This is a genomic window from Agromyces sp. MMS24-JH15 (assembly GCF_043518605.1).
Taxonomy (GTDB): domain Bacteria; phylum Actinomycetota; class Actinomycetes; order Actinomycetales; family Microbacteriaceae; genus Agromyces.
This window is the reverse complement of sequence record NZ_CP171358.1, coordinates 2,433,212-2,453,406: the sequence shown is the minus strand read 5'-3', so window position 1 is coordinate 2,453,406 and position 20,195 is coordinate 2,433,212. Positions and strand designations below refer to the sequence as shown.

Below are 20,195 nucleotides of genomic sequence, written 5' to 3'. Positions count from 1 at the left end.
TTCCGGGCCGCCGACGCGCCGCGGGCGCGGTCGCGGCGAACCATGCGTGCCGGTGCGCCGGGGAGGAGCGCTCAGCCGGGCTGCTGCGTCGACAGGAACCGGATGCCCCCCGCCTGCACCTGCCAGCCGACGCCGCTGCGTCGGGTCACGTCCCCAGTGGCGGTGAGGATCCGCACGTCGTTCGCCGAGTTCGCGCCGTCGACCTGGATCGCGCCCGTCGGACCCGCCGTGGACGCGTCGAGGCCTCCGATCACCTGCGTCACGAGTCGCGTCTCCTCGCCCGAGCTCGTGAGCGAGGCGACCGTGCGATCGTCGAGCCACGCGGCGTCGAGCGGGGTTCCCGCACCCTCCGCGAGCAGCAGGACGGAGGACCCGAGCGCGACCGGCATCCCCTCGGCGTCCCGCTCGATCGCGGCGGCGACGAAGCGCGTGCGGGCGCCCTCGACGAGGAGCGCGACGATCCGGCTGCCGTCCCGCGAGACCTCGAGCGCGGCGATCCTCGAGCCCGCCCAAGGCACGGGCAGCTGCACGACGGCCCCGCCCGGCCCGAACGCGACGAGCTGGTCGGGCTCGGCAGCGGGGACCGACCACACGACGTCCCGCACGTCCAGCGCGGGCGTGACGAGCCCCTGCCGCGGGTCGACCTGGACCGCGTCCTCGCCGACGCGCACGAGCCAGACGCCGTCGGCCGTGAGGACCGCGGCGTCGTCCTGGTCCGGTCCGAGCGCGGCGCCGATCGGGGCGAGCGCCGCGACCTGCTCGCTGAGCCCCTCGATCGGCACGATCCCCTCCGAACCCGAGACCAGGCGTCCGAAGGTCGTGCCGTCGAACCCGACCGCCCGCACGTCGACCGGCGGGTTCGCGACGGGCGGATTCGCGAGCTCGGCCGGGTCCTGCTCGACGCCGTCGAGCGCGAAGTCCACCACGTCGATGCTCCGGACCGACCGGAGGCTCTCCTCGAGCTGGAGCTGCATGAGCTGGACCGTGCGTTGGTCCTCGACGGGCGCGTCGACGTCGACCTCCGCGCGGCCCGCCACGACCGGCACGGAGTCGGTGCGCAGCCGCGCACCCTCGGGGAAGGCCGACACGACCCCCGGCGCGAGCCATTCCGCCGGTCCCGCGAGCAGCGCCCGCACGATGCTCGTCTGGAGCGAATCCCGGCCCGTGAACCACCGGACGTCGGGGACGAGGAAGTCGAACGACGGATCGAAGAAGTACAGCGTCTGGGCCCGGAACACGCGCGCGAAGGTGCCCGAGTCGATCAGGATCCCGGGCGGCGCACCCGCGATCCGCCATTCCCCGTCGACCTCGGCGAACGCGTAGTCGAGCGGGATCGCGGCATCCGAGTCCGGCAGTTCGTACTGGCCGTCGGCGCGCAGCGAGGCCGCGGGCGTCGCGACCACGCGCCATTCGTCGGCGCCGGCCTGCTCGAACTCGCGCGCGCCGACCTCGTCGATCGTCGCACCGGCCGTCGCCGACCACTCGTCGTCGAACTCGGGCGTCAGGAACTCGCGCGCGACCGCGAAGTCGTTGCGCGGATCGCTCGCGGCGTCGATGAAGCCGCGCAGGATCTCCTCTTGTTCGGCCCCCGGCTGCGGACCCGCGGCCAGGAAGTCGAGGTCGGGCGGGCCCGACTGCGCCTCCGGGCGGAAGGCGTGGACCGAGCCGGAGCTCGGGATGGTCGCGCACCCGGCGAGCGCGACGAGCGCGAGCATCGCGACGAGCGCGCGGGCGAGTCGGTCACGCATCGCGCACCTCCACGGGGACGCTGCCGGTCCCGCCCGGATCGGTCGGGTCGTCGGGCCCGGATGCCTCGGGGTCTCGCGGCTCGAGCGGCAGCGGCGGTTCGCCGATCGCGCCGCCCGCCGACCGCGGGAGCACGAGGCGGAAGATCGTGCCGTGGCCCTCGAGGGACCACACGTCGAGCGTGCCGCCGTGCGCGGCCGCGTCCTCGAGCGAGATCGCGAGCCCGAGCCCGGTGCCGCCGATCGTGCGGGTCCGGCTCGGGTCCGCCCGCCAGAACCGGTCGAACACGCGATCGGCCTCCTCCGGGGCCATCCCCATGCCGTAGTCGCGCACGCTGATCGCGACCGCCGACTGGTTGCTGTCCACCGAGACGACGATCGGCCGGCCCTCGCCGTGCTCGATCGCGTTGCCGAGCAGGTTCCGCACGATGCGCCGCACGCGGCGGGGATCGACCTCGGCGTCGAGGTGCCCGCCCGGCGCCAGCAGGCGCAGCTCGCTGCCGCGCTCCTCGGCGAGCTCGTGCATCGACTCCACGACGTCGCCCGCGAGGTGGACCAGGTTCGTCGGTTCGGCCGCGAGCTCGACCGAGCCGGCGTCGTACCGGCTGATCTCGAGCAGGTCGCCGAGCAGCGCCTCGAACCGGACCGTCTGCGTGTGCAGGAGCTCGACCGTGCGGGCCGTCGTGCCCGGGAAGCCCTCGCGCTGCCCGTAGAGCACGTCGCCCGCGAGCCGGATGGTCGTGAGCGGCGTGCGCAGCTCGTGCGAGACATCCGACACGAACCGCTGCTGCATGACCGACAGCGACGCGAGCTCGCGGATCCGCGCCTGGAGGCTGTCGGCCATGCCGTTGAAGCTGCCCGCGAGCGTCGCGAGCTCGTCCTCGCCGCGCTCGGGGATGCGGACGCCGAGATCGCCCGCCGCGAGGCGTCGGCTCGTCGCCGCGACCGTGCGGACCGGTTCGATCACCCAGCGGACCACGAGCAGGATGATCGCGCTCAGCAGCAGGATGAGCGCGACGGCCGCGATGATGCCGGTCGCCTGCATGAAGGCGAGCGTCGACTCGGCGGCCGCGAAGTTGTAGCCGATGTACAGCTCGTACCGACCGGCCCGCGGGACGTCGAGGTCGCTGCCGACCACGACGCCCGGATCCGACTCGCCGTCGCCCGCCTCGAGCGAGACGGACTGCCAGTACATGGTCATCGGGGACTCCGGCGCATCCTGCACGTTGGCGCGCAGTTGCGGCGAGATCGCCCCCGACAGCGACGGCGCGAGCCGGTCCTGCGGTGCGAGCGTGCTCGTGCCCTGGTCGGGCGCGCGGAACACCGCGATCGCCGAGCTCCCCGAGACCGCCCGCACGGTGTCGACGACCTGGACCATGACGTTCTGCAGGGTCGCGCGGTCGGTCGCGTCGGCCGCGTCGAGGATCGTCTGGGCCGCCGTCGTGGCGTTGCCGGATGCCTCGAGCGCGCCGTCGAGCTCGGACTGGAACAGGTTCGACGCGACGGTGAAGGTGATGTAGAGGCCGACCACGAGGATCGCGAGCGTCGACAGCCCGATCGTCAGCAGCACCGTGCGGAACTGGAGCGACCGCCGCCAGAGGGCGGCGAGCCGCGGCGGGATCGCGCGCCACGGGCTGGCGGTGCGGACGGCCGGCGTCGACGCGGTCATCGCGCCTACGTGGTGGCGCCGGCGCGGTACCCCACGCCGCGGACCGTGAGCACGATGCGCGGGTTGTCCGGGTCGTGCTCGACCTTCGCCCGCAGTCGCTGCACGTGGACGTTCACGAGTCGCGTGTCGGCCTTGTAGTGGTAGCCCCAGACCTGCTCGAGGAGCGTCTCGCGCGAGAACACCTGCTGGGGCTTCGATGCGAGCGTGAGGAGGAGGTCGAACTCGAGCGGGGTCAGGTTGATGCGCTGGTCGCCGCGCCGCACCTCGTGGCCCGCGGCGTCGATCACGAGGTCGCCGACCGAGATGGTCTCGACGAGGGGCTCGGCGGCCGGCCGCAGCCTGGTCCGGATGCGCGCGACGAGCTCCTTCGGGTTGAACGGCTTGACGATGTAGTCGTCGGCACCGGACTCGAGCCCGCGCACCACGTCGGCGGTCTCGCTCTTGGCCGTGAGCATGATGATCGGGGTCCCGCTCTCGGCGCGGATGCGGGCGCAGACCTCGATCCCGTCGATACCGGGGAGCATGAGATCCAGGAGCACGAGGTCGGGCCGGGACGAGCGGAACGCCTCGAGCGCCCCCGTGCCGTCCGCGCAGAACACCGGGTCGAACCCCTCGGTGCGCAGCACGATGCCGATCATCTCGGCGAGGGCGGTGTCGTCGTCGACGACGAGTACGCGTGCGGTCATCCGTCCGTTTTCCTTCGTGGCCGGGCATCCCACCGGCTGGAACCAGTGGCACCAGCGTAATCGGTCGCGCGGCGGGCCCGCGGATCCGTCCCCACGCGCGTTGCCGCGCGGGCGGATTGTGCCAACATATCGGGAGGATCGCATCACGGGAGCGAGGCAGGGTGTCCGACAACGACTGGAAGGCGCCGGACGCGCCCGTTCCGCCGGCTCCGCCCGCGGGTCCCGCGTTCCCTCCGCCGGCCGCGGGGAACCCGCCCTCCACCGCGCCCCAGCCGCCGTACGGGCAGCCCGGATACGGGCAGCCCGCCTACGGACCGCCCGGCTACGGACCAGCCGGATACGGCCCGGCCGGCTCCGGCCCGGGGTATCCCGCGACGTACCCGCCCGCCGGCGGCTGGACCCCGCCGCCCAAGCCTGGCCTCATCCCGCTCCGCCCCCTCGGGTTCGGCACGCTGCTGTGGGCGCCCTTCCGGGTGCTCCGCCGCAACCCCGCCCCGACCTTCGGGAGCGGCCTGCTGGTCCAGCTCGCCACCCTCGTGGTGACCGCCGCCGTCATGGTGCCGTTCGTGTTCGTGCTCGTCGGCCGCGTCGAGAACGCCGATCCCGCCGAGGTCGACCCCATCCTCTCGGGCGCGGTCGGCGGGATGCTGCTGGCCTTCCTCCCCGCGATCGCGCTGTCGATCGTGGCCAGCGCGTTCCTGCAGGGCATCCTGGTCGTCGAGGTCGCCACGGGCACGGTCGGCCTCAAGCTCCGGATGGGCGAGCTGTGGCGTCGCGCGTGGAAGCGCATGCTGCCACTCGTCGGATGGACCCTGCTGCTGGTCGGCGTGGTGCTCGTCGCGTTCCTGGTCCTCGCCGCGATCGTCGCGCTCGGGGCCCTGCTCGGCGGTGCGGCCGGCGCGGTCGTCGGCGTCCTGTTCGCGGTGCTCGCGGGCCTCGGATGCCTCGTGCTCGGTGCATGGATCGGCGTGAAGCTCTCGCTCGTACCGAGCGTGATCGTGCTCGAGGAGGCCGGCATCCGGCAGTCGATCGTGCGCTCGTGGCGGCTCACGAACGGCTACTTCTGGCGGACCCTCGGCGTCGAGCTCCTCGTCGCCGCGATCCTGAGCTTCGCCTCGAACCTCGTCTCCCAGCCGATCGGGCTGCTGGGCGGCATGGCGGCGGCGCTGGTCGACCCCACCGGCACGGGAGCGTCGATGGGCGTGCTGGTCGGCGTCGTCGTGCTGACCGCGGCGGTCTCGCTCCTCGTCGGCGCCGTGACCGCGGTCGTGCAGTCGGCGGTCGTCGCGGTGATCTACATCGACCTGCGGATGCGGACGGAGGGCCTCGACATCGAGCTCGAGCGCCACGTCGAGCTCCGCGACGCCGGGCAGCCCGTCGGCGACCCGTTCCGCACGCCGCAGGCGCACCCCGGCTGGGCCTGATCCCGCCGTGCGCTGGGAGGTGCCCGTCGATCCGGACGCGGAGGAAGCGCGCCGCTGGCTGCAGGAGGAGCTCGCCAAGCCCGAGTACCAGGCCGCGCAGCCGACCTGGTTCGACCGCCTCATGCAGTCGATCCGCGAGTGGCTCGAAGGCGTGCTCTCCGGAGCCGGCGGGATCCCGACGCCGTGGGTCGTGCTCGTCGTCGTGCTCGTCATCGCGGGGCTCGTCGTGCTCGGGCTGCTCGTGTTCGGCGTGCCGCGGCTCCGTCGCCGCCGCGCGGCCGTGGTGCCGCTGTTCGACGACGGCGACCTCCGCGACCTGCGCACGCTCCGCCGGGCCGCCGAGTCCGCCGCCGCCGCCGGTGACTGGCCCCTCGCGATCGAGGAGCGCTTCCGCGCGCTCGTGCGCGGCACCGTCGAGCGCGAACTGCTCAGGGTCGACCCCGGCACGACCGCGCACGGGTTCGCGGATGCCGCGACCCGGCCGTTCCCCGGAGCCGCGGACCGACTCGGGTCGGCGGCCGACGACTTCGACGCGGTCCGCTACCTCGGTGCGCCGGGCTCCCGCGAGGCGTACGACGGACTCACGAGGCTCGAGGCCGACCTCGCGGCGGCGACGCCAGCGGGCGCGGCGGACGCGGCGGACGACCGGTTCCCGGCGGTGCCCCGATGAGCGCGCCGACGACCACCGCGCCCCCGACGCCCGTCACGCCGACGCCCGTCACAACGACGGCCGTCGAGACGCCCACGCTGCGCGCACGGTTCCGCCGCGGGCGCACCTGGCTCGTGCTCGCGGGGATCCTCGTCGCGGGCGCGATCGCCCTCGTGGCGATCCAGGGGATCGCCCGACCCGCGGGGGCAGTGCTCGGCGCCGACAACCCGGCGCCGACGGGCGCGAAGGCGGTCGTGGAGGTGCTCGGGGCGCAGGGCGTCGAGGTCGAGGCGGTGGCCGACCTCGAGTCGGCGCTCGACGCCGCGCGCGACGGCGCCACGGTCTTGGTCTACGACGAGTACGGCATGCTCGACGGCGAGCGCTGGGCGCGCCTGGCCGATGCGGCCGAACGGCTCGTCGTGGTCGATCCGACGTTCGCCGCGCTCGCCGAGATCGCGCCCGGCGTCCGCAACGCGGGCACGGCGGTCGGCGCCCTCGACGACCCGGACTGCGATGTCCCGGCGGCCGGGCGCGCCGGCGTCCTGTCCGAGGGGCAGGGGCTGCTGCGCGTCGACGACGAGGCGCTCGACGCCGGGTGGCGGGCGTGCTTCCCCGACGGCGACGCTGGCGTCGCGCTCGCCGTCGGACCGGCGGACGGCGGCGGCGAACTCGCGCTCGTGCCGTCGCCGGCGCTGTTCGCCAACGACACGGTCGACGAGGCCGGGAACGCGGCGCTCGCGCTCGGGCTCACGGGGCCCGCGGATCGACTCGCGTGGTACCTCCCGGGCCCGGCCGACGCGGACCCGTCGACCGCGCCCACGCTCGGCGAGCTGACCCCGGGCTGGACCACCCCGGTCATCGTGCTGCTCGTGGTCGTCACGATCGCCGCGGGCATCCACCACGGGCGACGCTTCGGACCGCTCGTCGTGGAGGACCTGCCCGTCGAGGTGCGGTCCGGCGAGACCCGCGAGGGCCGTGCGCGCCTGTACGCGCGGAGCGCGAGCCGGCTGCACGCGCTCGACCAGCTCCGCATGGGCACGGTCCGCCGACTGGCCGCGCTGCTCCGCCTGCCCCGGACCGCGGAGGTCGCGGCGGTGGCCGCGGCGACCGCCGAGGCCACCGGTCGCGACCCGGTCGAGGTGCGGCGGATCCTCGTCGACGACGACCCGGCCGGCGACCGGCGGTTCGTCGACCTCGCCGCGGCGCTCGGCGACCTCGAGGACGAGGTCCGTGCGGCGATCCGGCCGCCGGGCCAGACTCCCCCGACTCGATCAGGAAGGACCCCATGACGGACCCAGCCACGAACGACCAGGCCCTCCGCGACGGGCTGAACCGCGTCCGCGCCGAGGTCGGCAAGGCGGTGGTCGGTCAGGACGGCGCCGTGACCGGCCTCATCATCGCCCTGCTCGCGAACGGCCACGTGCTGCTCGAGGGCGTCCCCGGCGTGGCGAAGACGCTGCTCGTCCGGACGCTGAGCCGCACCCTCCGGCTCGAGACCCGGCGCGTCCAGTTCACGCCCGACCTCATGCCGGGCGACGTGACCGGATCGCTCGCGTACGACCCGCGGACGGGCGACTTCACGTTCCGCGAGGGCCCGGTGTTCACCAACATCCTGCTCGCCGACGAGATCAACCGGACGCCGCCGAAGACGCAGTCGGCGCTGCTGGAGGCCATGGAGGAACGCCAGGTCTCCGCGGACGGCGTGACCCGCCCGCTGCCCGTGCCGTTCCTCGTCGCCGCGACCCAGAACCCGATCGAGTACGAGGGCACGTACACCCTGCCCGAGGCCCAGCTCGACCGGTTCCTCATGAAGCTCGTGCTCGACGTGCCGCCCCGCGATTCCGAGGTGCAGGTGCTGCGTCGGCACGCCGACGGCTTCGACCCGCGCGACCTCGCGGCCGCGGGCGTGGAGCCGGTGCTCGGCGCGTCCGACCTCGCGGCGGCGCGCGCGGCGGTCGCCCGGGTCGGCGCGTCCGACGACGTGCTCGCCTACCTCGTGGACCTCGCGCGCGCCACCCGGCACAGCCCGTCCATCCGGCTCGGCGTGAGCCCGCGCGCGACGACCGCGCTGCTCGCGTCCGCGAAGGCGTGGGCCTGGCTCACGGGGTACGACTCGGTGACGCCCGACCACGTGCAGGCGATGCTCCTGCCGGTGTGGCGCCACCGCGTGCAGCTGCGGCCGGAGGCCGAGCTCGAGGGCGTGTCGGTCGACCAGGTGCTGCGGTCGATCGTGCAGCAGGTCCAGGTCCCGCTCTGACATGGCGGTCACCGGTCGGTTCGTGGTGCTGCTCGCGCTCGGCGTCGTGCCGGTCGTGCTCGTCGGCGCGCTCGTCGACTCGTCGGCGGGCCGTCCGGGCGACGGCGCGGCGGCCGCGTGGCTGGCATTCGCGGCCTGGCTCCTGATCGCGATCGGGCTCGGTGCGATCGACCTCGCGGCGGCCGCCTCGCCGCGGCTGGTGAACCTCGAGCGCGAGCTCCCGGCGCGCGTGCGGCTCGGCGAGCCGGCGGAATCGGCCCTCGTCGTCGCCAACACGGGCGCTCGAAGGCTCGACGCCGTCGTCCGCGACGGCTGGCAGCCGTCCGCGGGGGTCGTCGGGTCGGATCGCGTCCGGCTCCTGATCCCGGCCGGCGAGCGGCGACGGATGACCCTCGCGCTGCGTCCGACCCGCCGCGGCGACCGGCACGTGCAGCGCGTCACGATCCGCTCGTTCGGACCGCTCCGGCTCTGGGCGCGGCAGGCGACGATCCTCGCGCCGGGCCGGCTCCGCGTGCTGCCGCCGTTCCATTCCCGGGTGCACCTGCCCTCACGGCTCACGCGCCTGCGCGAGCTCGACGGCCGCACCCCGATGCTCGTGCGCGGCCAGGGCACCGAGTTCGACTCGATCCGGGAGTACGTGCGCGGCGACGACGTCCGCTCGATCGACTGGCGCGCCACGGCACGGCACTCCGATCCGGAGGTTCCGGGCAGCGCGAAGCCGATGGTGCGCACCTGGCGCCCCGAACGCGACCGCCGGATCGTCGTCGTGGTCGACACCTCGCGGACGTCGGCGACGCGCGTGGCCGACGAACCCCGGCTGGACACCGCGATCGAGGCATCCCTGCTGCTCGCCGCGCTCGCGACCCACGCCGGCGACCGGGTCGACCTCCTCGCGTGGGACCGCCGCGTCCGCGCGCGCGTGCACGGCGCGAGCGGCGCCGAGCTGCTCGCGCGCATGGTCGACGCGATGGCCGGCGTCGACGCCGAGCTGATCGAGGCCGACTGGGCGCGCGTACCCGAGCAGGTGCGGCGGCTCACCAGCCGGCGCGCGCTCGTCGTGATCCTGACGGGCGCGGATTCCCCGGCGAGCGCCAGGGGGCTGCTCGCGATGCTCCCCCAGCTCACCGAACGGCACGTCGTGCTCGTCGCCGGGGTGTCCGACCCGGACGCCGTCGACGCGGCCGCCGGTCGGCGCGACCTCGACGAGGCGTATCGCGCGGCCGCAGCAGAGCGCGCGCTGCTCGACGGCGAGCGGGTCGCCGCCGCGGTCCGCCACCTCGGCGCCGAGACCGTCATCGCGCCGCCGCTCGAGCTGCCGCCCGCACTCGCCGACCGCTACCTCGAGCTCAAGGCCGCCGGGCGGCTCTGACTCGGCGCCGTGCCCGGTCGAGCCGTACCGGGTGCGTCGCGCCCGGTCGCGCCGTGCTCAGCCCGCGACGAGTCGGCGCACACCCGTGTCGAACTCGCCCAGGTCGCCGGTCTCGCCGGCCTTCCACGCGCGGCGCCCGAGGCCGAGCATCACGAACAGGAAGCCGCCGAGCGCCGCCGCGCCGATGCCGATCTTGACCGGCCACGGCCACGGCGCGGGCGTGACGAACCCCTCGATGATCCCCGAGACGAAGAGGAAGAACACGAGGCCGATCGCCACGCTGAACAGGGCGCGCGCGTCCTGTGCGAGCGCCTCGCCGCGCGTGCGCGGACCCGGCGCGACCCATGCCCAGAAGATCCGGAGCCCGGCGGCCGCGGCGACGAACACGCAGGTCAGCTCGAGCAGCCCGTGCGGCGCGATGTAGAGGAAGAACGTGTCCGCCTCGTCGAACGCCACCATGATCGCGCCGGTGACGCCCAGGTTGACCGCGTTCTGCAGGATCACGTACGGCACCCAGACGCCGAGGATCCCGAACGCGACGCACTGCGCGGCGATCCACGCGTTGTTGGTCCACACGGACCCGGCGAACGACGCCGCCGGATGCTCCGAGTAGTAGGCGACGAAGCCCTCCTCCGCGAGCTGGCGGAGCTCCGACTCGCTGCCGAAGGATGCCACGACCCGGGGGTCCCCGGCTGCCCACCACATGATGAGGCCCGCGACCGCGAACGTGGCGGCGGCGACCGCGAGCGTGAGCCAGCGGAGCCGGTAGAGCGCAGCGGGCAGGCTCACCAGCCAGAACCGGGCGAACTGGCGCAGCGGGGCATCCGGCGTCCCGGTGAAGCGGATCCGCGCCCGGGCCAGGCCGACCGAGAGCCGGTCGCCGAGCGCGGTGGAACCCGCGGTCGTGCGCACCCGGGAGAGGTCGGCGGCGGCGGCCTGGTAGCGCTCGATCAGCTCATCGGCCTCGGCGCCGTCGAGCCGCCGCGTGCGCGCGAGCACGTCGAGTCGCTCCCACTGGGCATGGCGGGCGGAGGCGAGCGCATCGAGGTCCATCTGCTTGAATACTAGCCATGTCCGAGGCCGCGACCGCGGGGCGATCCACCGCCCGAACCGACGACGACGGACTGCTCACGGGCGAGGCGGTCGCGCTCGACGTCCGCTCCGCGAGCGCCCTGATCCGGGCGGGCGGGACCGCGATCGACGTCGCCGTAACCGTCCTGCTCATCCTGGGCGTCGTGTGGCTGGTCTCCTCGCTCGCACTCGACGAGGCGGCCACGAACGCGGTCGTGATCACCACGATCGTGACCTGCCTCATCGTCGTCCCCGTGGCGGTCGAGACGGCCTCGCACGGGCGTTCGCTCGGCAAGCTCGCCCTCGGCCTGCGCGTGGTCCGCGACGACGGCGGGTCGATCGGGTTCCGGCACGCGTTCGTGCGCGCACTGGTCGGCGTCGTGGAGATCTACCTGACGTTCGGCGGGATCGCGGCGATCGTCGGATTCCTCGACCCGTCGGGCCGTCGCCTCGGCGACCTCCTCGCGGGCACGCACGCCCAGGTCGAGCGGGTCCCGGTGCCCGTCTCCAACGCGTTCGGCATGCCGCCGGGCCTCGTCGGCTGGGCCGCGACCGCCGACGTCGCACGCCTGCCCGACGCGCTCGAGCGCCGGATCGCGGCGTTCTTCCGCAACCTGCCGCACCTCTCGCCCGCGAGCCGCTTCCGCGTGGCCCGCTCGCTCGCCGACGAGACGGCGCCCTGGGTGTCCTCGGTGCCGGATGCCCCGCCCGAGGCGTTCCTCGCCGCGGTCTCGGTGCTCCGCCGCGAGCGCGACGCCGCCGCGCTCCGGCTCGAGGACGAGCGGATGGCCCGGCTCGCGCCCGTCCTCGAGGCCCGGCCGAACGGCTTCCCCGAGCGCTGAGCGCACCGGACATGAGGATGCCCCGGGCGACGGGCCCGGGGCATCCTCGACGTCGACCGGTCAGTACCGGTAGTGGTCGACCTTGTAGGGGCCCTCGACGGGCACGCCGATGTAGGCGGCCTGCTCGGGCGTGAGCACGGTGAGCTCGACGCCGAGCGCGTCGAGGTGCAGGCGCGCGACCTTCTCGTCGAGGTGCTTGGGCAGCACGTACACGCCCACGGGGTACTCGGCGGGACGGGTCCACAGCTCGATCTGCGCGAGCACCTGGTTGGCGAACGAGTTCGACATGACGAACGAGGGGTGGCCCGTGGCGTTGCCGAGGTTCATGAGGCGGCCCTCGCTGAGCACGAGGATGCTCCGGCCGGTCGGCAGGCGCCACTCGTGGACCTGGGGCTTGATCTCGACCTTCTCGACACCCTCGAGCGCCTCGAGCGCGGCCATGTCGATCTCGTTGTCGAAGTGGCCGACGTTCGCGACGACCGCGAGGTGCTTGAGCGCGAGCAGGTGCTCGAGACGCACGACGTCCTTGTTGCCGGTGCCCGTGACCAGGATGTCGACCTGGTCGACGACCGACTCGAGGCGCGAGACCTGGTAGCCGTCCATCGCGGCCTGGAGCGCGTTGATCGGGTCGATCTCGCTGACGATCACGCGCGCGCCCTGGCCGCGCAGCGCCTCGGCGGCGCCCTTGCCGACGTCGCCGTAGCCCGCGACGAACGCGACCTTGCCGCCCATGAGGACGTCGGTCGCCCGGTTCAGGCCGTCGGGCAGCGAGTGGCGGATGCCGTACTTGTTGTCGAATTTCGACTTCGTGACCGAGTCGTTGACGTTGATCGCCGGGAACAGCAGCTCACCCGCCGCGTGCAGCTCGTACAGGCGGTGCACGCCGGTCGTCGTCTCCTCGGTGACGCCCTGGAGCTCCGCGGCGACGCGGGTCCACCGGTCGGCGCTGAGCTCGAGCGAGGCGCGGAGCGCGTCGAGGATGACACGGTACTCGTGGCTGTCGCCCGCGGCGGCGTCGGGCACGGCGCCCGCGGCCTCGAACTCGCGGCCCTTGTGGACGAGCAGGGTCGCGTCGCCGCCGTCGTCGAGGATCAGGTTCGGGCCGATCCAGTCGGCGCCCGCGGCCTCGGCCTCGGCGGTCCAGTCGAAGATCCGGTCGGTGCACCACCAGTACTCCTCGAGCGTCTCGCCCTTCCAGGCGAAGACGGGGACGCCCTTCGGCTCGGCGACCGTACCCTCGGGGCCGACGACGACCGCGGCCGCCGCCTCGTCCTGGGTCGAGAAGATGTTGCAGCTCGCCCAGCGCACCTGCGCGCCGAGCGCGACGAGCGTCTCGATGAGCACCGCGGTCTGCACGGTCATGTGCAGGCTGCCGGCGATGCGTGCGCCCGACAGCGGCTTGGACTCGCCGAACTCGGCCCGGAGCGACATGAGCCCGGGCATCTCGTTCTCCGCGAGGCGGAGCTGATGGCGACCCGACTCGGCGAGCGAGAGGTCGGCGACCTTGAACGGCAGGACGGTGGGCGCGGCGACAGTCATGCCGACCATTCTGTCAGGCGCGGGGCGCGTCGCACGGATCGGGCGTCGAATGCGCCCGCCGCCCGGTCAGGCCCGGATGAGTGCGAGCACCTCGTCGCGGACGCGTTCCATGGTCGCGACGTCACGGCCCTCGACATTGAGCCGCAGCAGCGGCTCGGTGTTCGACGGCCGGACGTTGAACCACCAGAACGGCTCATCCCCGGCGGTGATGCCCGTCGCGGTGAGCCCGTCGAACTCCTCGAAGTCGACCCGGCCCGTGAACGCCTCGACGATGCGCGTGTACGCGGCGGGCACGTCGTCCACGGTCGAGTTGATCTCGCCCGAGAGCGCGTACGGCGTGAACCGCGCGGCGAGCGTCGAGAGCGGGGCATCCTGCGCGCCGAACTCGGCGAGCACGTGCATCGCGGCGAGCATGCCGTTGTCGGCGCCCCAGAAGTCGCGGAAGTAGTAGTGGGCCGAGTGCTCGCCGCCGAAAACGGCCTTGGTCTCGGCCATGCGGTCCTTGATGAGCGAGTGCCCGACGCGCGTGCGGACGGGCGTGCCGCCCGCCTGCTCGATGGTCTCGGGCACGACGCGCGACGTGATGAGGTTGTGGATCACGTTCACGTGCTCCTCGCCCTCGGCGCGCACGCGCGCGATCTCGCGGAGCGCGACGATCGCCGCGACCGCCGACGGGTTCACCGCGTCGCCGCGCTCGTCGACGACGAAGCAGCGGTCGGCGTCGCCGTCGAACGCGAGCCCGAGGTCGGCGCCGTGCGCGACCACCGCGCGCTGCAGGTCGACGAGGTTCGCGGGCTCGAGCGGGTTCGCCTCGTGGTTGGGGAACGTGCCGTCGAGCTCGAAGTAGAGCGGGACCACCTCGATCGGCAGCGCCGGGAGCCCCGCCGCCTCGCCGAGCACGGCCGGGACCGTGAGGCCGCCCATGCCGTTGCCGGCGTCGACGACGACCTTCAGCGGCCGGATGCCGGACAGGTCGACGAGCGACCGGAGGTGGCCGGCGTAGTCGGCGAGCACGTCGCGCCCCTCGACGGAGCCCGGCTCGGGGACCTCGGCGACGCCGTCGGCGAGGTAGGCGGCCGCTCGATCGCGGATCGACGCGAGCCCGGTGTCGAGCGAGATGCCCTGCGCCCCGGCGCGCGAGAACTTGATGCCGTTGTAGCGCGCGGGGTTGTGGCTCGCGGTGAACATCGCCGCGGGCGCGTGCAGGGCGCCGGACGCGTAGTAGCTCTCGTCGGTCGAGCACAGCCCGATCGCGACGACGTCGGCCCCGCGCGCGGTCGCCCCGCGCGCGAACGCGGCCGCGAACGCGGGCGACGAGTCGCGCATGTCGTGGCCGACGACGACGGATGCCCCGGCCGCGCCGACCTCGTCCACGAACGCGGCTCCGAGCGCCGCGACGACGTCCTCGTCGAGGCCCTCGCCGACGATGCCGCGCACGTCGTAGGCCTTCACGATGGGCTGCAGGCGGCTGGCGGCCGCGTCGCGTTCGGGAATCACGCCTCGAACCTAGCGCACGGGCTCCTGGTCGGCCTCGCCCGCGGCCCCGCCGACGATCGGGACGTGCCGGATGACGCGCCAGCCGCGCGGCGCCGACGTGCGCTCGGCGTGGCGGGCGCAGAGGTCGTACGCGTGCGGCTCGGGCCGGAGCGCGAGCGGGCCGAGGACCGCCATCGAGTCGGCGTAGTCGTAGGTCATCGTCGCCACCGCCTCGGCGGGGCACGCGATACGCGAACACGGTCTCATGGCTCGATCAGACTAGCGCCGGGGGCGGACACTACGATGGAGCCATGCCCCGCTCCCGCCGTGTCGCCTCGACTCCGAGGTCCCCGCGGCGGCTGGCCCGCGACCGTCACGGGCGGGGCATGCGCTCCTCCGTGACCGGGCCGCACCTGCCGCCGCTGCGGACGCGACTCGACGACTTCGACCTGACCGTCGCGAGCACGGCGTCGTACCTGCGCGGGCTCTGGCCCGAACTGGAGGGCGTGTCGTTCGAGGTCGCCCAGGGGCCCGCCGAGGCGATCCACGACGACCATGTCGACCGCTGGCACGTGAGCCACGAGGACAACCGGATCAGCTTCTACCGGCTCCCGATCGTGCGCTTCCTCCGCCTCCAGGAGGGCGAGGAACGCGACGAGAAGCTGCTCGTCGAGTCGTGCGTGTTCCGCGCCGTGGCCGAGTTCCTCGGGCGCGACCCGTGGGAACTCGCGCCCGGCCGCTACCGGCACTTCTAGCGCGCGCACCCGCTCAACGCGGGTACACCCGGATCGGCGCGTCGAGCGGCCCCGGCGGCTCGATCGGCATCGCCGCGAGCAGTTGCCCGTCGCCGACCGTGATGGTCGCGTGCAGGCCCTCGACCCCGCGCAGCGTGAGCGCGGCGCCCGGTTCGACCGCGATCGACGCCGAGCCGCCCGCTGCGACCTCGACCCGATCCTCGGCGCCGCCTGAGACGACGATCACGGTCGCGGCCTGCCCCGACGACGTGAGGTGGAGCATGGGGCTCGGGGCATCGGGCACCGCGACGGCGACGTCGCCGATCAGGGGACCCGACGCCGGGTACCAGGCGAGGTCGCCCGGCTCGCCCTGGGCTGCGGAGTCCAGCGCGGTGGCGTCGGCGTCGGGCGCGATCGGCGGGACCGTGGACCGTGCCGCGGCGACGACCGGGGCGTCGGCCATCACGTCGACGGCGTAGTCGCCGGGCGCGAGGTCCGACAGCGGCACGTCGAGCACCTGGCCGGGCTCGAGCGACACCTCGATCGTCGTGCCCTCCCCGATTCCCTCGGGGACGACCGCGACCGAGACGGCGACCGGATCCTCCCCCGGTGCGAGCAGCCGGAGCACGGGGAATCCGTCGCCCTCGGAGTGATCGGGGTCGATGACCGCGTCGGCGGTCGCGACCACCGCGAAGCCGGCGATCCGCTGCTCGTCGGCGGGCGGCGCCGCGGCGCCGACGAGCTCGACGCCGACGGGGACGAGCCCGTCGATCGCACTCTGCTCGAGCGTCGCGGCGATCCGGCCGCCCGTGCTCGTCACGTGCACGACCGGCGAGGCGAGGTCGGGCGCGAGACCCGCGAGCGACACGACGCGCTGCGTGTGCGCCGGCACGACGAGCCCGAGGCCGCCCGGCGCGTCGACGGCACCGGTCTCGCCGAAGATCCGCAGGTCCACCGTGGAGGCGACGTCGGTCGGGTTCGCGAGCAGGATGAGGGTGGTCCGGCCGAGCGCAGTCGAACCGCCGACCAGCCAGGCGTCGTCGAGCGGCTCACGGCACCCGGCCACCGCCAGCCCGGCGAGCGTCTCGGTCGCGGCGGACTGCGACTGCGCGCCCGCGAGCAGCCCGACCTCGACGGCGTCCGCCGGAGCCTCGAGCGACACCGGGCCGCCGTCGTCGGACGCGAGCGGGTTGTCGGGCGCCTCGATCGGCACCTGCTCGACCTCGACGTCCGCGGGCAGCACGGCGGTGGTGAGCTGAGTGGGCCCGAAGGAGCTCGCCGCCGTGGCCGACTGCGAGTCGTCGCCGATCTGCAGGAGGGGGCCCGGGCACACGCGCTGCTGGATGCTCGCCGCCGGCGAGACGAGCACCGAGTCGGGCTCGGCGACGCGCTCGGGGCGGTCGGGCGTGATCGAGGCCGCGACCAGGGCGGCGCCGACGCCGAGGACGGCGAGGACGCCGACCGCTCGGGCGGTCGCGGTGAGCGCGCGTCGTCGGGTGGTCATCGGCGGTCGCCTCCGTCGGTGGCCGGTTCGGGGGCCGGGTCGTGGTGGGGTGCGGCGTCGGGCGCGATGTCGGTGTCGGGCTCGATGTCGGCGTCGTCCGCGGCGTCGGGCTCCGGATCGGGCTCGGGCTCGGGCTCGGGCTCCAGCGCGGGATCGGGATCCGGCTCCAGCTCGGGCGGGACATCCGGCGCGTCGTGCACGGTCGCGACATCCGGCGCCTCCGCCGCAGCGGCCTCAGGCTCGACCGACTCGCCGTCGACGGTGGCCGCCTCCGCCTCGGCGGCGGCCGCGGCGGGCGGCGGGGACCCCGCCGATCCGCCCCGACGCGAGGCGCGCGACGCGCGCGGTTCACGCGGCGGCCGCCGGTCCGTCTCGCGACCGCCGCCCGTGGGGATGGACAGCAGCAGCGCCGCACCGATGACGACGAGCTGGACGATCGTGATCCACGTGCCGAGGGTGCCGCCGGCGCCGGGCGGGATCGCGGTGGGCGGCTGCGGGCCGACCGCCGCGGTGAACCGGTACAGGCGACCGAACGCGGTATCGCCGATCGGCGTGAGCGAGGCGTTGGCGTCGAGCGCCGCGATCGCGCGGTCCTCGGTCGCCTCGGCCGCCGGGTCGTCGGGCGCCGCGGCGAGCAGCACGAAGGTCGCGCCGAACTCCGTGATCGCGGCATCCGCGTCGGCACCGCTTCGCGACGCGAGGTTCCCCGCGATGTGGGCGAGCTCGCGCTCGTCCTCCGTGAGCGACGTGCCGGTGGCGGCGAACGTGGACTGGGCGTCCAGGGTGTCGCCCGTCCCGTGCTCGAGTCCCGCGGCGATCCCTCCGCCCGCGAGCGGCGCGATCGTGAGCGTCGCGACCCGCGGGTCCGCCTCGGCCTCCGCGACCACGAACGCGGGCATCGTGCGCTCCCCCGCGACGCGGACCTCGCCGGTGCCGAGCGCGAGCGCGACGGCTGCCGGCGCGACCGCGGCGATCGCCGCCACGGCCGCGAGCGCGGCGAGCCACGCCGACGCGCGGGGCAGCGCGTCGAGGGCGACCACGGCGGCCACCACGAGCCCGAACCACATGAGGCTCTGCCCGCCACCCGTCCACACCGGGATCGAGTCCGCGCCCGAGGTCGCGACCGCCAGGTGCGAGGCCGCGACCGCGGTCGCGAATCCGAGCACGGCGCACGCGACGGCGAGGATGCCCCGCCGGACACGCGGCGCCGCGACGGCCGCCGCCGCCGCGAGCACGAGCGGTGCCAGCAGCGCGGTCGCGATCCACTCCGGAGCGATTCCGGCGTCGAGCGAGGACGCCACCTCGGCCCATCCCCCGGTCGATCCGCCCGGGAAGCCGAGCGCCAGCCACCACCAACCGGACACGTCGCCTGCCACCTGTGCACCCGGGTCGGCCGCGAGCCCCCACGGGTTCGCGGCGACGGCCTGCGCCCACACGAGCGGGCCCGCGAGCACGACCGCGGGCAGCGGCAGCAGGAGGTACCGCGGGGCGGCCCGCCCGCTCACCGCGATCGCGAGCACCCACCCGACGACGAGCGCCGGCGCGAGGCTCGGCGCGGCCGCGACGACCGCCGCGAGCAGCAGCCCGGCCGTCGCCGCGGCGGCCCACGAGCGCGCCGCCCCGAGCGCCGCGAACGCCAGCCAGCCGAGCAGCACGTGCGCGACGACCGCCTGCGGGCGACCGTCGGCCAAGGCGGTGATGAACGGCGGCGAGCACGCCCAGGCGATCGCGGCGAGCGCGCGCAGCGCTCCCCGGTCGGTGAGGCGGGATGCCGCGAACCAGGCGCCGAGCGCGGCGGCGGGCACCGCGACGAGCCAGAGGCCGACCATCGCCCAGGACGGCGACCAGAACGCGAGCGATCCGAGCACCGCGAGCACCCCGGAGAACGGGTCGGCGGCCCCGACGAACCCGGCACCGACGTCGCGGAAGCCGTAGGCGGCGTTCCGCCACAGCGAGCCGACGTCGTCCGTGAGGGGCAGCAGCGCCCCGCCCGCGAGGCCGCCGGCCGTGAGCATCCACGACAGCAGCGCGACCGAGGCGACGACCGAGGCGAGCAGCACCCAGCCCCCTCCGGTGCCGAGGAACTGGAGGTCGTCGGACCGGCCGCGCGCGCGTGCGCGCCGCGCCTCGGCCTCGAGGCGCCGTCGGCGCCCGACCTCGTCCGGCGGCACGCGCAGCGGCGCGAGCGCCGACCAGCCGACCGCCTTCGCACGCTTCAGGGCCCGACGCGACGCCGCGACCCGATGCGGGCGCAGCATGACGCCCAGCGCCGCACGGAACTCGCCCGTGATGCGCCCGGGCGACTTGACGAGCAGCAGCCAGACGGACCGGACGAGCGCGAGCGGCAGGAGCGCCAGCCAGTGCAGCGGGACCGTGACGGCCGGGGCGTACGCGAGTCGCCGATGCAGCTGCGCCGCGCGTTCGACGCGGTGGCGGCGACGGAGCGCGGATGCCCCGCCGACGGCGGGCCCGGCGATCCCGGTCTGCGCGAACGCGATCCTGGCCTCGGGGACGACGCTCACGCGGTGCCCGGCGAGCCTGGCGCGGATCGAGAGGTCGAGCGCGTCGTCGGCCGATGGGAGCGCGGGATCGAAGCCCTCGAGTGCGCGCCACGCGACCCGGCGGACCAGGAGGCCGGCCGCATCGACGCCCAGGACGTCGCTGAGGTCGTCGTGCTGGCCCTGGTCGAGTTCGCCGTGGACGAGGTCGACAGTGCGCCCGTACTTCGTGACCGAGCGGCCGAGGTGGAGGATGCGGCGCGGATCGTCCCACGCGACGAGCTTGCCGGCGGCGATCGCGACCGATCGGCCCGTCTCCAGGACCGCGACGAGTCGTGCGAGCGCGTCGGGCGCCGGTGCCGCGTCCGCCGGCAGCAGCCAGAGCAGGTCGGCGTCGTCGTCCGGCGGTTCGAGCGAGCGCTCTGCCGCGCGGACCGCCTCGCCGAAGGGCATCCGGCTCTGCAGTTCGATGGCGTGGTCCGGCGCGGCGGCGCGGACCTGCTCGGTCGCGGCGGCGTCGGGCTCGAGCAGCACGACGACCAGGGAATCGGGTCGGCGCTCCTGCGCGAGGACCGCGTCCAGCGAACGCTGGAGGCGGTCTCCGCCGCGCTGCACGACGAGGATTGCGGTGACTCTCGGCAACATCGGGGACAGCCTAGGTGGCTGTCACCGCGTTGCCGGGATCACCCTCGGGCGTGCCGCGATCCGTCCGCGACCCGTTTCGGGGCGCGG

The 20,195-nt window shown here is 74.7% G+C and carries 16 protein-coding genes; 7 read left to right on the top strand and 9 right to left on the bottom strand.

Going from position 1 to position 20,195, the window contains the following annotated elements; all coding sequences use genetic code 11:
* Positions 1-71: 71 nt before the first annotated feature.
* From ACDF64_RS11095 to mtrA, 3 genes are read right to left on the bottom strand one after another with little or no spacing between them, the layout of a single operon-like run.
* A complete protein-coding gene (locus tag ACDF64_RS11095; RefSeq protein ID WP_394551266.1) occupies positions 72-1,748 on the bottom strand; it encodes a GerMN domain-containing protein in 1,677 nt (558 codons plus the stop codon).
* A complete protein-coding gene (gene mtrB / locus ACDF64_RS11090) occupies positions 1,741-3,414 on the bottom strand; it encodes an MtrAB system histidine kinase MtrB (RefSeq protein ID WP_394551264.1) in 1,674 nt (557 codons plus the stop codon). Before mtrB ends, ACDF64_RS11095 begins: the two co-directional genes overlap by 8 nt.
* A gap of 5 nt (positions 3,415-3,419) precedes the next feature.
* The gene (gene mtrA, locus ACDF64_RS11085) at positions 3,420-4,100 is read right to left on the bottom strand and encodes an MtrAB system response regulator MtrA (protein WP_394551262.1); all 681 of its coding nucleotides are present in this window, start codon (positions 4,098-4,100) and stop codon (positions 3,420-3,422) included.
* Positions 4,101-4,261: 161 nt separating this feature from the next.
* Here mtrA and ACDF64_RS11080 point away from each other — a divergent pair, with 161 nt between their 5' ends.
* Genes ACDF64_RS11080 through ACDF64_RS11060 form a run of 5 tightly spaced genes read left to right on the top strand, consistent with a single transcriptional unit; the run spans position 4,262 to position 9,799 of the window.
* Positions 4,262-5,524, top strand: coding sequence for a hypothetical protein (locus ACDF64_RS11080; protein WP_394551260.1), 1,263 nt, complete (start codon positions 4,262-4,264; stop codon positions 5,522-5,524).
* Positions 5,525-5,531: 7 nt separating this feature from the next.
* The gene (locus ACDF64_RS11075; protein ID WP_394551259.1) at positions 5,532-6,194 is read left to right on the top strand and encodes a DUF4129 domain-containing protein; all 663 of its coding nucleotides are present in this window, start codon (positions 5,532-5,534) and stop codon (positions 6,192-6,194) included.
* Complete coding sequence (locus ACDF64_RS11070) at positions 6,191-7,462, top strand: DUF4350 domain-containing protein (protein WP_394551257.1); 1,272 nt, start codon at positions 6,191-6,193, stop codon at positions 7,460-7,462. Before ACDF64_RS11075 ends, ACDF64_RS11070 begins: the two co-directional genes overlap by 4 nt.
* On the top strand, positions 7,459-8,430 hold the full coding sequence (locus tag ACDF64_RS11065; protein ID WP_394551255.1) for an AAA family ATPase: 972 nt from the start codon (positions 7,459-7,461) through the stop codon (positions 8,428-8,430). The genes ACDF64_RS11070 and ACDF64_RS11065 overlap by 4 nt, the downstream gene beginning before the upstream one ends.
* A 1-nt stretch (position 8,431) precedes the next feature.
* Complete coding sequence (locus tag ACDF64_RS11060; protein WP_394551253.1) at positions 8,432-9,799, top strand: DUF58 domain-containing protein; 1,368 nt, start codon at positions 8,432-8,434, stop codon at positions 9,797-9,799.
* Between the two features lie 57 nt (positions 9,800-9,856).
* Here ACDF64_RS11060 and ACDF64_RS11055 read toward each other — a convergent pair whose 3' ends face one another.
* The gene (locus ACDF64_RS11055; protein WP_394551251.1) at positions 9,857-10,852 is read right to left on the bottom strand and encodes a stage II sporulation protein M; all 996 of its coding nucleotides are present in this window, start codon (positions 10,850-10,852) and stop codon (positions 9,857-9,859) included.
* Positions 10,853-10,869: 17 nt separating this feature from the next.
* Here ACDF64_RS11055 and ACDF64_RS11050 point away from each other — a divergent pair, with 17 nt between their 5' ends.
* On the top strand, positions 10,870-11,712 hold the full coding sequence (locus tag ACDF64_RS11050) for an RDD family protein (RefSeq protein ID WP_394551249.1): 843 nt from the start codon (positions 10,870-10,872) through the stop codon (positions 11,710-11,712).
* Between the two features lie 60 nt (positions 11,713-11,772).
* Here the strand turns inward: ACDF64_RS11050 and ahcY are convergent, their stop codons facing one another.
* The 3 genes from ahcY to ACDF64_RS11035 all read right to left on the bottom strand — a co-directional run bounded on the left by ahcY (position 11,773) and on the right by ACDF64_RS11035 (position 14,994).
* Positions 11,773-13,251, bottom strand: a complete 1,479-nt coding sequence (gene ahcY / locus ACDF64_RS11045; RefSeq protein WP_394551248.1) for an adenosylhomocysteinase — start codon at positions 13,249-13,251, stop codon at positions 11,773-11,775.
* A 66-nt stretch (positions 13,252-13,317) separates the two neighbouring features.
* Entirely contained in the window at positions 13,318-14,748 is a 1,431-nt protein-coding gene (locus tag ACDF64_RS11040; RefSeq protein WP_394551246.1) for a phosphomannomutase/phosphoglucomutase, read from the bottom strand.
* 9 nt (positions 14,749-14,757) lie between these two features.
* Entirely contained in the window at positions 14,758-14,994 is a 237-nt protein-coding gene (locus tag ACDF64_RS11035; RefSeq protein ID WP_394551244.1) for a DUF3499 family protein, read from the bottom strand.
* Between the two features lie 119 nt (positions 14,995-15,113).
* Here ACDF64_RS11035 and ACDF64_RS11030 point away from each other — a divergent pair, with 119 nt between their 5' ends.
* Positions 15,114-15,482, top strand: coding sequence for a hypothetical protein (locus ACDF64_RS11030; protein WP_394551242.1), 369 nt, complete (start codon positions 15,114-15,116; stop codon positions 15,480-15,482).
* 13 nt (positions 15,483-15,495) lie between these two features.
* Here the strand turns inward: ACDF64_RS11030 and ACDF64_RS11025 are convergent, their stop codons facing one another.
* Both ACDF64_RS11025 and ACDF64_RS11020 read right to left on the bottom strand, forming a co-directional pair.
* On the bottom strand, positions 15,496-16,965 hold the full coding sequence (locus ACDF64_RS11025; protein WP_394551240.1) for a DUF5719 family protein: 1,470 nt from the start codon (positions 16,963-16,965) through the stop codon (positions 15,496-15,498).
* A complete protein-coding gene (locus tag ACDF64_RS11020) occupies positions 16,962-20,108 on the bottom strand; it encodes a glycosyltransferase family 2 protein (protein WP_394551238.1) in 3,147 nt (1,048 codons plus the stop codon). Before ACDF64_RS11020 ends, ACDF64_RS11025 begins: the two co-directional genes overlap by 4 nt.
* Between the last annotated feature and the right edge of the window lie 87 nt (positions 20,109-20,195).

Excerpts from the sequence above, each read along its gene's own strand:
- ACDF64_RS11065 (WP_394551255.1), top strand. The coding sequence starts at position 7,459 with ATGACGGACCCAGCCACGAACGACCAGGCCCTCCGCGACGGGCTGAAC.
- mtrA (WP_394551262.1), bottom strand. The coding sequence starts at position 4,100 with ATGACCGCACGCGTACTCGTCGTCGACGACGACACCGCCCTCGCCGAG.
- ACDF64_RS11095 (WP_394551266.1), bottom strand. The coding sequence starts at position 1,748 with ATGCGTGACCGACTCGCCCGCGCGCTCGTCGCGATGCTCGCGCTCGTC.
- ACDF64_RS11035 (WP_394551244.1), bottom strand. The coding sequence starts at position 14,994 with ATGAGACCGTGTTCGCGTATCGCGTGCCCCGCCGAGGCGGTGGCGACG.
- ahcY (WP_394551248.1), bottom strand. The coding sequence starts at position 13,251 with ATGACTGTCGCCGCGCCCACCGTCCTGCCGTTCAAGGTCGCCGACCTC.
- ACDF64_RS11070 (WP_394551257.1), top strand. The coding sequence starts at position 6,191 with ATGAGCGCGCCGACGACCACCGCGCCCCCGACGCCCGTCACGCCGACG.
- ACDF64_RS11060 (WP_394551253.1), top strand. The coding sequence starts at position 8,432 with ATGGCGGTCACCGGTCGGTTCGTGGTGCTGCTCGCGCTCGGCGTCGTG.
- ACDF64_RS11055 (WP_394551251.1), bottom strand. The coding sequence starts at position 10,852 with ATGGACCTCGATGCGCTCGCCTCCGCCCGCCATGCCCAGTGGGAGCGA.
- ACDF64_RS11030 (WP_394551242.1), top strand. The coding sequence starts at position 15,114 with ATGCGCTCCTCCGTGACCGGGCCGCACCTGCCGCCGCTGCGGACGCGA.
- ACDF64_RS11025 (WP_394551240.1), bottom strand. The coding sequence starts at position 16,965 with ATGACCACCCGACGACGCGCGCTCACCGCGACCGCCCGAGCGGTCGGC.
- ACDF64_RS11050 (WP_394551249.1), top strand. The coding sequence starts at position 10,870 with ATGTCCGAGGCCGCGACCGCGGGGCGATCCACCGCCCGAACCGACGAC.
- mtrB (WP_394551264.1), bottom strand. The coding sequence starts at position 3,414 with ATGACCGCGTCGACGCCGGCCGTCCGCACCGCCAGCCCGTGGCGCGCG.
- ACDF64_RS11020 (WP_394551238.1), bottom strand. The coding sequence starts at position 20,108 with ATGTTGCCGAGAGTCACCGCAATCCTCGTCGTGCAGCGCGGCGGAGAC.